Here is an 11,580-nt window from a genome sequence, read left to right as displayed (position 1 = left end):
GGCTGGCGTACAGGCCCTGCGCGTAGGCGGCGGGGTCGGCAGGCAGGGTGCGCCAGCTCAGGCGGGCGTCGCGCGGATCGGGCGTGGAGTGGGCGAGGACGGTGACGCGGCTGCCCTCGCCCGCAAGCGCGACGGCCTCGTCGACGAGCAGCGCGGGCTCGACTAGGCGCAGCGGGGTACGCGGAGCGTAGTGGGCGGCCAGCGCGCCGGAGACGCGCGGGGCGGGCTGGACGGAACCGGACGTGGCTTCGGCAAGCGCGACCACACGGGTCGCCGCGGCGCTTGCATCACCGGCACGCCCCTGCCCGGCCGCCGTCTCATCGACCTCCGGCAGCGCCTCCCCCCGCACGCGCGGCCGGCGCCCGATCACGCGGGCGATATCCTCCGGGCCGATCGCGCCCGGGCGCAGGATCTCGGGCACGTCGCGCGAGAAGTCGAGGATGGTGGATTCGATGCCGACCTCGCAGGCGCCGCCGTCGAGGATCAGCGCCACGCGCTCGCCGAGTTCTTCCTGCACGTGTGCGGCGGTGGTGGGGCTGATGCGGCCGAAGCGGTTGGCGCTGGGCGCGGCCAGGCCGCCGTCGAAGGCGCGCAGCAACGCGAGCGCGACCGGATGCGCGGGCACGCGCACGCCGACCGTGTCCTGCCCGCCGGTGACCTCATCGGGGACATCCGCGGTGCGCTTGAGGATCAGCGTCAGCGGGCCGGGCCAGAAGGCACGCGCGAGGGCGAGCGCGTCCTTGGGGATGGCGGCTGCCCACTGCGGCAGGTGCTCGGCCGAGGGCAGGTGCACGATCAGCGGGTGGTCGGCGGGGCGGCCCTTCGCGGCGAAGATCTTGTTCACGGCCTCGGGGTCGAGCGCGTCGGCGGCGAGGCCGTAGACCGTCTCGGTGGGCATGCCGACGAGCTCGCCCGCGCGCAGCAGGGCCGCGGCTGCGGCGATCTCGGCCGGCGTGGGAGATTCGATGCGGCCGCGCGCCCTGGCCCCGGAGTCGCTCATCGGCCCGTGCTCACTCGTCGCGGATGCCGATCGCGGCACGCGCGGCGAGCGCGCGCTCGAGCACGGCCTCGGCATCATCACCGGTCACCACGAAGTGGCCCATCTTGCGCCCCGGGCGGGCGTGGTGCTTGCCGTACAGGTGCAGCCGCAGGCCGGGCACCGCGTGCAGCAGCGACCAGTCGGGTTCGCGGTAGGTGCCGTGCCCCTTGCCATCCTCGTACCACAGCTCGCCGAGCAGGTTCACCATGACCGCCGCCGAGTGCTGGCGCGGCGTGGCCAGCGGCAGGCCGCACAGCGCCCTCACCTGCTGCTCGTACTGGCTGGCGTCGCAGGCGTCGATGGTGTGGTGGCCGCTGTTGTGCGGGCGCGGCGCCATCTCGTTGACCACCAGCTCGCCGCGGCAGACGAAGAACTCCACCCCCAGCGTGCCGACGTAGCCGAGCTTGTCGGCGATACGTTCGGCGATCTGCTGCGCACTCAGTTGCGTACCCTCGCTGGGGCAGGCCGCCGCGCGCGCGGGTGCGATGGTCACATCCAGGATGCCGTTGCGGTGCCGGTTCTCGCCGGTCGGGAAGGCGCGCACATTGCCCGCCTCGTCGCGCGCCAGCACCACCGACACTTCAAAATCGAGCGCCAGCATCTTCTCCAGCACGCAGGGCTCGCCCTTGAAGTGCTGGAAGGCGGCGATCGCCTCATCGCGGTCGGCGACGCGGGCCTGGCCCTTGCCGTCGTAGCCGAAGCGGGCGACCTTGAGGATGGCCGGGAACAGCTCGGCGTTGGCGTTGCGCACGTCGTCCTCGCCGCGGATGACCGCGAAGGGGCCGTGCGGCAGGCCGTGGTCGGCGAGGAAGGTCTTCTCGGCGATGCGGTTCTGGCACACCGCGACCGCGCTCGCCGCCGGGTGCACCGGGATGAACTTGGTGAGGTAGTCGAGCGTGTCGGCGGGGACGTTCTCGAACTCGGTGGTCACCGCAGCGCACTCGCTGCCCAGGGTGTCGAGCGCGACGTAGTCGTCGTAGGCGGCGACCAGGTGGCGGTCGGCGATCAGTCCGGCGGGGCTGTGCGGGTCGGGGTCGAGCACCCAGACCTTGTAGCCCATCTCGTGCGCGGCCGAAACGAAAAAGCGGCCGAGCTGGCCGCCGCCGAGCATGCCGAGGGTGGCAGGCGGGAGGATCATGGTGCGGCTCTCAATCCAGGCTCATGTCGAGCACCGCCTGGGTCTGGCGGGCACGAAAGTCGGCGAGCTTCTGCGCCAGCCGGGCGTCCTCGACCGCGAGCAGCGCCACCGCGAACAGGCCGGCGTTGGCCGCGCCCGCCTCGCCGATGGCGAAGGTGGCGACCGGGATGCCCTTGGGCATCTGCACGATGGACAGCAGCGAGTCCTGCCCCGACAGCGCCTTCGACTGCACCGGCACGCCCAGCACCGGCAGCGTGGTCTTGGCCGCGACCATGCCCGGCAGGTGCGCCGCGCCGCCCGCGCCCGCGATGATGGCCTTGAGCCCGCGGCTGCGCGCAGCCTCGGCGTACTCGAACATCAGGTCGGGCGTGCGGTGGGCGGAGACGACCCGCGCCTCGAAGGGCACGCCGAAGTCTTCCAGCATCTTCGCGGCGGCCTTCATGGTGGGCCAATCGGAGTTGGAGCCCATGATGATGCCGACGACGGGTTGGGTTTCGCTCATCTCGCAGTCCTCACTTGCCGGCCGCGAGCTTGCGATCGCTCGCGGCGCGCTCGGCGGAAATCACGGTGTTTTCCAGCAGCATGGTGATGGTCATCGGCCCCACGCCACCCGGCACCGGGGTGATGGCGCCGGCGACTTCCTTGGCGGATGCAAAATCCACGTCGCCGCACAGCTTGCCGGCGTCGGGGCCGTCCTGCAGGCGGTTGATGCCGACGTCGATCACGGTGGCACCCGGCTTGATCATGTCGCCGGTGACGAAGCGCGGCTTGCCGATCGCCGCCACCAGGATGTCGGCGCAGCGGGTGTGGAAGGCGAGGTCCTTCGTCTTCGAATGGCACACGGTGACGGTGGCGCCGGCATTGGTGAGCAGCGTGGCCATCGGCTTGCCGACGATGTTCGAGCGCCCGATCACCACCGCCTCGGCGCCCTGCACCTGCACGCCGGCGGTCTCGAGCATCTTCATGACGCCGTGCGGGGTGCACGGGATGAAGGCCTCGCGGCACTGCGACAGGCGGCCGACGTTCTCGGCGTGGAAGCCGTCGACGTCCTTGCGGATGTCGATGGCCTCGAGCACGGCCGTCTCGTCAAGGTGCCTGGGCAGCGGCAGCTGCACCAGGATGCCGTGCACGGACGGGTCGGCGTTGAGCTCGGCGAGCCTGGCCATCACCTCTTCCTGGGTGGCGTTCTCGGGGTAGTCGAAGCGCAGCGAGCGGATGCCGGCCTTCTCGCAGCCGGCGACCTTGTTGCGCACGTAGACGGCGGAGGCCGGATCGGCGCCCACCAGCATGACCGCCAGGCAGGGTTGCACGCCACGCGCCGTGAGCGCGGCCGCACGTTCGGCGATTTCGCCGCGCACGCGTGCAGACAGCGCGTTACCGTCGATGATGCGAGCGGTCATCCTTCAAGCCCCCGAAAAAAGCCGGGATTTTACAGCATCGCGGCGACGGCGGCCCGCTCAGCGCTCAACGCCCCCCGCCGAGCGGCGGGCACTTGAGGCCGAGCGCGGTGATGCGGCCCTTGTCGCCCATCTCGCGCACGGTGAGGACGAAGGCGCCGATCTCGACGCGGTCGCCGACCACCGGCGGGCGGCCGAGGCGGACCGCGAGCAGCTCGCCCATCCCCAGCGCGCGCTCGGCCTCCTCGATACGCAGGCCGTAGGCGTCGGCGAGGTCGCTCGCGCGGCTGCCGGGGTCGACCACGAACTCGCCGAAGAAGCTGGCATTGGCGGTGAGCTCGCCGCGGCTGCCGGCGAAGCTGCGCGCGAGCCGCTCGGAGATCTCGTCGGGCGCGATCATCCACACCGAGTCGCCGGGCCGCAGGCGGGTGTCCGGGGTCAGGCGGTGCAGGCCGCCCTCGCGCACCAGGGCCACGCAGCGCACGTCGTGGCCGGGGTGGTCGCTGCCGAGCTCGTCGGGGTGGCGACCCTCGGCCTTGGCGCCGGCCTCGACGCAGAACTCCAGCATGTCCACCGCCGCCGCCTCGCTCACCCAGACCTCGCGCTTGTCGCGCGGCTCGTCGCGCGGCGGCACCTCGACGCCCAGCCAGCGCGCCGCCAGCGGCACGGTCGCGCCCTGCACCAGCAGCGACAGCAGCACCACCGCGAAGGCGACGTTGAACAGCAGCTGCGAATCGGGCACGCCCATCACCACGGGCACGATCGCCAGCGTGACCGGCACCGCGCCGCGCAGGCCGACCCAGCTCACATAGAGCAGTTCGTTGCGCGGATAGCGGAAAGGCGCCAGCCCGATCGCCACCGCAACCGGACGCGCCACCAGCGTGAGGAACACCGCCATCGCAAAGGCTTCGGTCGCGTAGTCGAGCATCTTCGATGGCGTCACCAGCAGCCCCAACACCACGAACATGCCCGCCTGGGCGAGCCAGGCCAGGCCGTCCATGACCCGCAGCACGTGCTCGGTGGCGTGGCTGCGGCGGTTGCCGACCACCACGCCGGCGAGGTACACCGCGAGGAAGCCGCTGCCATCGAGCAGGTTGGTCGCCGCAAAGACGAGCGTGCCACCGGACAGGATCAGCAGCGCATACAGCCCGTCGGGCAGCGACAGCCGCGCCATCAGCCGCGACAGCACCCAGCCCCCGGCGAGGCCGAGGATGGCGCCGAGCCCGAGCTGGCTCGTCAGCATCCACACGAAGCCGCCGACGCTGGCGGTCTCGGGCTGCAGCAGCATGCCCACCAGCGCGGTGACGAGCAGGATCGCCATCGGGTCGTTGGCACCGGACTCGATCTCGAGCGTGGCCTGCACGCGCTCGTTGAGCCGCACGCCGCTGTTGCGCAGCAGCGCGAACACCGCCGCCGCATCGGTGGAGCCGACGATCGCGGCGAGCAGCATGCCGAGCCGCCAGTCGACGTCCAGGATCCAGGTGGCGAAGAGCCCGAGCAGGCCCGCGGTGCCGATCACCCCCCAGGTCGCCAGCACCGCCGCCGGCTTGAGCGCGACGCGGAAGCTGCTCACCTTGGTGCGCAGCCCACCGTCGAGCAGGATCACCGAGAGCGCGGCCTGCCCGATCAGCGAGGCGATGAAGAAGTCCTCGAAGACGATGCCGCCCGGACCGTCCTCGCCGGCGAGCATGCCGACGCCGAGGAAGAGCAGCAGCAGCGGCAGGCCGAGCCGGGCGGAGATGGTGCTGGCGAGCACGCTGATGAACAGCAGCAGGCCGGTGAGCAGGAAGAGCGCGTTGATTCCGGTCATTCGGAGGTCGGGTCCGGCCGCTGGGGAGGGACGTTCGGCAAGTTCTGGCGGCGCGCGCGGCGATGGCGCGCCCCTGGGGCGGAGACGCCCGGGCGGGAGAAAGTTCCTGCGCGCACCGCCGCGGAGGTCTGGCTGTGGCGCGCAGTGGCGCGCGCCGGCGTCAGCGCATGGCGGCGCCGGGCTCGAGCGCGACCACGTGCTGGACGAGCTCGGCCAGCGAGTGCGCGCCCATCTTCTCCATCACGCGCGCGCGATGCACCTCGACGGTCTTGATGCTGATGCCGAGCACGTCGGCGATCTGCTTGTTGAGCTTGCCGACGATGATCAGCTCGAGCACCTCGCGCTCGCGCTGGGTGAGCTGCTCGAGCCGGCGCGCGGTGTCGGCCTCCTGCAGGCGACGGTCGCGGGTCTCGCGCTCGAGGCGCAGGCACTGCTCGACCACACGCAGCATCTCGCGCTCGCCGAAGGGCTTCTCGACGAAGTCCACCGCGCCCTGCTTGAGCGCGGACACCGCCATCGGCACGTCGCCGTGGCCGGTGATGAACACCACCGGCAGGCCGCAGCGCCGCCGCCCGAGCTCCTCGAAGACCTCCAGCCCGCTCATGCCCGGCATGCGCACGTCGAGCAGCACGCAGCCGGTCATCCCCGGCGTGCACGCGGCGAGGAAGGCCTCGCCCGATTCGTGCGCCACCACCGCATGGCCGTTGGCCTCCAGCATCCAGGCGAGCGAGTCGCGCAGGGCTTCGTCGTCGTCGACGACATGTACGATCTGGTCAGGCGCTGCGGGCACTGCGCTCAATTGCGGACTCCGTCGGCAGGGTGAAGGTAAATATGGTACCGCCTTCGGGGTTGGCGTCGACCACCAATCTGCCGTTGTGGAACTCGATGATCGAGCGGCAGATGTTGAGCCCCATCCCCATGCCCTCGGCCTTGGTGGTGTAGAAGGGCGTAAACAGCTGCGCCCTGCCCTCCTCGCTGATGCCGTGGCCGCGGTCGATCACCGCGACCTCGACCACGTCGGCCCCTAGCAGCCTGTCGGACTACCCCCTGTAAAATGCCGCATCGCCCCCGGATCCTGAGAGCATGAGCCGCTTCCGCCCGATCGACCGCCAAACGGACTACCTGCTGCCGCCCTCGGTACAGGAGTGGCTGCCCGAAACGCACCTGGCGCGCTATGTGGTCGACGTGGTCGAGGCACTGGACCTGTCGGCGCTGGAGCGGGCGTATGCGGGGCGTGGGAGCGATGCGTACCACCCGGCGATGCTGCTGTCGCTGCTGATCTACGGCTACGCGACGGGGACGCATTCGAGCCGCCGGATCGAGCGGGCGACTTACGATTCGCTGGCGTTTAGGTTCATCGCCTGCAACCAGCACCCGGACCACGACACCCTGGCGAGTTTCCGGCGCCGCTTCGGCGAACAGTTCGCCGAGCTCTTCGTGCAAGTGCTGCAGGTCGCACGCGAGAACCAGCTCTCGCGCTTTGGCACGGTCAGCCTGGACGGCACCAAGCTGCACGCCAACGCCTCCCGGCACAGTGCGCTGTCTTACGGGCACGCGCAGAAGATCGAAGCGCAGCTCAAAGCCGAGGTGCAGGAGATGCTCAAGCTGGCCGAGGCTGCCGACCAAGGCAATGTGCCTGAGGGGGTGGATTTACCGGCGGAGATCAAGCGCCGCGAAGACCGTCTGGCGGCCATCGCGACGGCCAAAGCCAAGATCGAAGCCCGCGCGAAGGAACGTTTCGAGCGCGAGCAAGCCGAGTACGAGGCGAAGATGGCCCAGCGCCAGGCCAAGCAGGCGAGCACGGGCAAGAAGCCCGGTGGCAAGCCCCCCAAGCCCCCGCAGACGGGGCCACAGGCCGAGGATCAGATCAATCTGACCGATGAAGACTCGCGCATCATGAAGGTGGCGGGCGGTGGTTTCGAGCAGTGCTACAACGCGCAAGCTGTGGTCGATACCGAATCGATGCTGGTGGTGGCGCCCCACATCACCACCGCCGGTAACGACAAGGAGCAGGTCGCGCCGATGCTCGAGTGCATCCAGGCACTGCCCGATGGGCTCAATCAACCCGCGCGGCTGCTGGCCGACACCGGCTTTTACAGCGAACGCAACGTCCAGCACTGCCACGACGCCGGGGTCGAGCCGCTGATCGCAGTGGGGCGCGATGCGCATCATCCGGATTGGCGCAGCCGCTTCGAGGAGCCCGCACCGCTCGAGACGCCCACCTCCCACGTCGAGCAGATGAAGCACGCCCTCAAGACCCAGACCGGTCGCGCCGCCTACGCGCTGCGCAAACAGACCGTCGAGCCGGTGTTCGGCATCATCAAGTCCGTGATGGGTTTCCGTCAGTTCCTGCTGCGCGGTGTTGGCAACGTGCGCAACGAATGGACGCTGGTCTGCCTCGCGTGGAACTTCAAGCGCATGGCCGTATTGCGTCTGCAGTGAGAAGAAACGACAGGAGCATGGCGATTTCACGCGAAAAAGGCGCTTTCGGCTCTGAAATGCCGATTATTTTTCACATCATGAAACCCCGCCTGCCGGTACGCCGTCCGCCGGCTTCAAGTCCGACAGGCTGCTAGGGTGCGCACCCGCACCACCAGCACGCGCGCCTCGGGCAGGGTGTCGGCCATGGCGTCGAGGCCGTTGCGGATGAGGTTGAGCAGCACCTGCTCGATCATGATGCGGTCGGCGTACACCGGCGGCAGCTCGGGCTCGAGCTCGGTGTGGATGCGGATGCGGGTGCGATGGGCGTCGATGTCGGCGAAGCCGATCGCATCCTCCAGCACTTCCACGAGGTCGACCGCGCAGCGCTGCGGCTCGCTCTTCTTCACGAACTCGCGCACGCGACGGATGATCTTGCCGGCGCGCTCGGCCTGGAAGCTCGCCTTCTGCATCGCGGCGAGCACGTCCTCCGTCTTGCCCTTGCCCGACTGCAGGCGCGTCACCGAGCCGGCGCAGTAGTTGGCGATCGCCGCCAGCGGCTGGTTGAGCTCGTGCGCCAGCGTGGACGCCATCTCGCCCATGGTGATCAGGCGCGCGGTGCGCTGCAGGCGCTCCTCCTGCTCGCGCGCCACCGCGGCGGTCTGCTTGCGGTCGGTGATGTCGGTGGCGATGCCCATGCGCACCACCCGCCCATCCACCCAGCGCGTGGCCTGCTCGCGCACGTGGTACCAGCGCCCCGACTGCGGGTGCAGCAGCTCGCCGTCGAAGAGCTCGCGCGGCACATCGGCGGGCGACAGGTTGCGCGGATCGACGCGGTAGTCGCCGCGCTCGGGCTGCGGCACCGCCACCCCGCGCACCGTGCGCCCGACCGCGTCGAAGCCGTGGATGCGCTTGAAGGCGAGGTTGGCGAAGAGGATCTCGTCGGTGCGCGCGTCGGCGACGAACACCGCGGCGTCCAGGCCGTCGAGCACCGCCTCGAAGCGCTCGTGCGCCGACTCGAGCGCGGCGCGCACGCGCTTGGGCTCGGTGATGTCGGTGATCGAGGCCATCCAGCCGGTCTGGCGGCCGGTGAGGTCGATCAGCGGCGAGAGGTAGAAGCGCGCGTCGAAGCGCTCACCGTTCTTGCGCAGGATGCGCATCTCGAAACCGCTGCGCGGCGCGCGCCCCGACAGCGTCATCGACAGGTTGCGCTCGCACTCGGAGAGCTGCTCCGGCGGCCAGTAGGGGAAAGGCGGCCCCGCGCCCACGAGCTCGTCCTCGTCGAAGCCGATCATGCGGCAGAAGGCGGAGTTCACATAGATGATGCGCCCCGACAGGTCGATCGCGCGCAGGCCGGTGACCACCGAGTCCTCCATCGCCTTGCGGAAGGCGGACTCGGCGCGCAGCGCGTCCTCGGTGGCCTTGCGCCCGGTGACGTCGTGCGCCACCGCGTACACCAGGCGCTCCTCGCGCACCGGGTTGATGCTCCACATCAGCCACTTGTAGCTGCCGTCGGCGCAGCGGCAGCGCGTCTCGAAGCGCACCGGCTCGCCGCCGGCGAGGCGGCGCAGCATGGCGAGCGTCTCGGCCACGTCCTCGGCGTGCACGAAGTCGATCAGCAAGCGCCCGGGCAGGCTGTGCGGGTCGTGCCCGAGCACGCGCTCGAAGGCCGGGTTGCAGCGCCCGAAGCGGCCATCGAGGTCGATCACGCACAGCAGGTCGAGCGAGAGGTCGAAGAGCTGGTCGCGCTCCTTCTCCACCCGCACCCGCCGCTGCACGTGGCGACGCAGCGTCCACAGGCTCCACAGCACCAGCAGCGAGAGACCCACGATGAGCGCGGCCGGCAGGTAGCGCAGCACCGCGCCGCCCGACCGGAAGGCCATCGCCTGCAGCGCGAGGCCGTTGCCCGGGGGATCGAGCGCGAGCACGAGCGACAGCGGCTGCTGCGCCTCGGGCAGCGCCGAGCTGAGCGCAAGCACCTGGCCGGCACGATCGAGGATGGCGAGGCGGTATTTCTCGGCGAAGCGCGCCGGCACCAGGCGGCTCAGCATGCGCTCCATCGAGTACACCGCGACGATCGCCCCGAGCGAATCGCCGCGCCGCAACACGGGCGCATAGACCTCGAGCACAGCGGCGCCGCGCACGTCGATGTAGGGCCGGCCGTAGGTCAACCGGGCGGACAGGGCGCTGTTCTGGAAGGCCTGCACCTGGTCATCCACGAGGATCTCGCCCGCGAGCAGATCGCGGGTGTCGAAGGGCGCCGACCACGCGATCACGTGCTCGCGGTCCACCCAGGCGAGGTTGGTGAGCGCCGGGTTGATCGCGAGGTGCTCGTTGGCGCGCAGCTGGAAGTCGTCGTGGTCGAGCGTGCCCGCCGAGAGGTCGCGCGCGAGCTGGACGAGGAACTCCTCGGTGGTCAGCATCGCGCGCCGGATCGACTGCTCGGTCCATTGCAGGTCGCGCGCGAGCGCGTCGCGCTCGACCGCGGTCTCGCGCGCCTGCAGCAGCCACACGACCGCGAGCATCGACAGCGCGAGCACGGTCACCGCGAGATAGGGCACGGCCCAGTACCAGCGCGACAGGGTCGCCCGGGCGGCGGCGGAGGCTTGCATGGAGGATGGCCGGACGAGCGGCGCGGGGTGGCGGATGGGGACCGCGATTGTTGTCGAGCGCGGCCGCCCGCGTCATCCGGTGTAACCCTGATCGGAATACACAGGCCCGCCCTGGATGCGGCAGCGCAGCAGAGCGCGATGGGGTTTCCGCCAATTTGTGCGTTTGTTCACGCTGCCTACAGTGAAGGAATGAAACCCTTCCTCGCGCTGTTCGGGCGCGCCCTCGTGACGCTTCTGCTCCTGGTGCCGCAGTTGTCGGCAGAGGCCGTGGGCGCGGGTGCACGCCCGAGCGGCGGCGAGCGGGCGCCGATCCGGGTGGGGGTGTCCGGCCCCTTCTCCGGCCCGTCGGCGCCGATGGGCCTGTCGATGCGCGAGGGCATCCGCATCGCCGCTGCCGAGCTCAACGCCGCCGGCGGCCTGCTCGGGCGTCGTATCGAGCTCGTCGAGCGCGACGACGAGGCCAGCAACGAGCTCGGCGCGCAGATCGTGCGCGACTTCATCCATCGCGATCGCGTCACCGCCGGGCTGGGCATCGTCAATACCGGCATCGCGCTCGCCAGCCAGCGCCACTACCAGGTGGCGCGCATCCCGGTGATCACCTCGGTGGCCACCGGCTCGCTGATCACCAAGCAGTTCCAGCCCCCCGAGTTCGCCGAGAACTACGTCTTCCGCGTCTCCGCCAGCGACACCCTGCAGGCCGCGGTGATCGTCGAGGAGGCGGTCGGCCGACGCGGCCTGACCCGGCTCGCGATCCTGCACGACGCCACCAACTACGGCGTGCTCGGCAGCCAGGACCTGGTGACCACCCTGCGCGCGCGCGGACTCGCCCCGGTGGCGGTCGAGCGCTTCCAGCTGCGCGAGACCGACATGCGGGCGCAGCTCGAGCGCGCCCGCGCCGCCGGCGCCCAGGCGGTGCTCACCTACGGCATCGGCCCCGAGCTCGCGCACATCGCCAACTCGATGGCCCACCTCGGCTGGCAGGTGCCGATGATCGGCAGCTGGACGCTGGCGATGTCGAGCTTCATCGAGCTCGCCGGGCGCAACGCCGAGGGCGCGCGCATGCCGCAGACCTTCATCGCCGAGGCGCGCACGCCGGCGCAGGCCGCCTTCCTCGCCGCCTGGGAGCGCGCCACCGGCAGCGCGCGCATCCCGGTGCCGCCCGCCGC

Annotated in this window: 9 protein-coding genes and 1 pseudogene; 2 read left to right on the top strand and 8 right to left on the bottom strand. The window is 70.7% G+C overall.

Annotation, left to right across the window (positions count from 1 at the left end; all coding sequences use genetic code 11):
* The 7 genes and pseudogenes from C667_RS14850 to C667_RS14820 all read right to left on the bottom strand — a co-directional run.
* Positions 1–1,000: L-threonylcarbamoyladenylate synthase (locus tag C667_RS14850; RefSeq protein WP_004367533.1), on the bottom strand; the 1,000-nt coding region annotated here is incomplete at its 3' end.
* A 10-nt stretch (positions 1,001–1,010) separates the two neighbouring features.
* Positions 1,011–2,177, bottom strand: coding sequence for a 5-(carboxyamino)imidazole ribonucleotide synthase (locus C667_RS14845; protein WP_004367531.1), 1,167 nt, complete (start codon positions 2,175–2,177; stop codon positions 1,011–1,013).
* A 10-nt stretch (positions 2,178–2,187) separates the two neighbouring features.
* Positions 2,188–2,679: a 5-(carboxyamino)imidazole ribonucleotide mutase gene (gene purE, locus C667_RS14840; RefSeq protein WP_004367529.1), complete on the bottom strand. Its 492-nt coding sequence runs from the start codon at positions 2,677–2,679 to the stop codon at positions 2,188–2,190.
* A 10-nt stretch (positions 2,680–2,689) separates the two neighbouring features.
* A complete protein-coding gene (folD, locus tag C667_RS14835; protein ID WP_004367528.1) occupies positions 2,690–3,577 on the bottom strand; it encodes a bifunctional methylenetetrahydrofolate dehydrogenase/methenyltetrahydrofolate cyclohydrolase FolD in 888 nt (295 codons plus the stop codon).
* Positions 3,578–3,641: 64 nt separating this feature from the next.
* A complete protein-coding gene (locus C667_RS14830) occupies positions 3,642–5,384 on the bottom strand; it encodes a potassium/proton antiporter (RefSeq protein WP_004367526.1) in 1,743 nt (580 codons plus the stop codon).
* A gap of 160 nt (positions 5,385–5,544) precedes the next feature.
* Positions 5,545–6,183, bottom strand: a complete 639-nt coding sequence (locus C667_RS14825; RefSeq protein ID WP_039921707.1) for a response regulator transcription factor — start codon at positions 6,181–6,183, stop codon at positions 5,545–5,547.
* Positions 6,158–6,418, bottom strand: a pseudogene (locus tag C667_RS14820) (ATP-binding protein); the annotation flags it as partial. The gene C667_RS14825 and the pseudogene C667_RS14820, both read right to left, overlap by 26 nt.
* Positions 6,419–6,467: 49 nt before the next feature.
* Here C667_RS14820 and C667_RS14815 point away from each other — a divergent pair.
* Positions 6,468–7,826, top strand: coding sequence for an IS1182 family transposase (locus tag C667_RS14815; protein ID WP_004356467.1), 1,359 nt, complete (start codon positions 6,468–6,470; stop codon positions 7,824–7,826).
* Positions 7,827–7,939: 113 nt separating this feature from the next.
* Here the strand turns inward: C667_RS14815 and C667_RS14810 are convergent, their stop codons facing one another.
* Positions 7,940–10,414 carry a PAS domain-containing sensor histidine kinase gene (locus C667_RS14810; protein WP_004367521.1) on the bottom strand — a complete coding sequence of 825 codons (2,475 nt, stop codon included), beginning with the start codon at positions 10,412–10,414 and terminating at the stop codon, positions 7,940–7,942.
* A gap of 189 nt (positions 10,415–10,603) precedes the next feature.
* On the opposite strand from C667_RS14810, the gene C667_RS14805 reads away from it, so the two are divergent.
* On the top strand, positions 10,604–11,580 hold a 977-nt coding region (locus C667_RS14805), incomplete at its 3' end, for an ABC transporter substrate-binding protein (protein ID WP_004367519.1).

Source organism: Thauera phenylacetica B4P (assembly GCF_000310225.1).
GTDB lineage: Bacteria > Pseudomonadota > Gammaproteobacteria > Burkholderiales > Rhodocyclaceae > Thauera > Thauera phenylacetica.
The sequence above is the reverse complement of the archived record's forward strand: the minus strand, read 5'-3'. Positions and strand labels throughout refer to the sequence as shown.

Coding starts and splice junctions, on each gene's coding strand:
- C667_RS14845 (WP_004367531.1), bottom strand. CDS start 2,177: ATGATCCTCCCGCCTGCCACCCTCGGCATGCTCGGCGGCGGCCAGCTC.
- purE (WP_004367529.1), bottom strand. CDS start 2,679: ATGAGCGAAACCCAACCCGTCGTCGGCATCATCATGGGCTCCAACTCC.
- folD (WP_004367528.1), bottom strand. CDS start 3,577: ATGACCGCTCGCATCATCGACGGTAACGCGCTGTCTGCACGCGTGCGC.
- C667_RS14830 (WP_004367526.1), bottom strand. CDS start 5,384: ATGACCGGAATCAACGCGCTCTTCCTGCTCACCGGCCTGCTGCTGTTC.
- C667_RS14815 (WP_004356467.1), top strand. CDS start 6,468: ATGAGCCGCTTCCGCCCGATCGACCGCCAAACGGACTACCTGCTGCCG.
- C667_RS14810 (WP_004367521.1), bottom strand. CDS start 10,414: ATGCAAGCCTCCGCCGCCGCCCGGGCGACCCTGTCGCGCTGGTACTGG.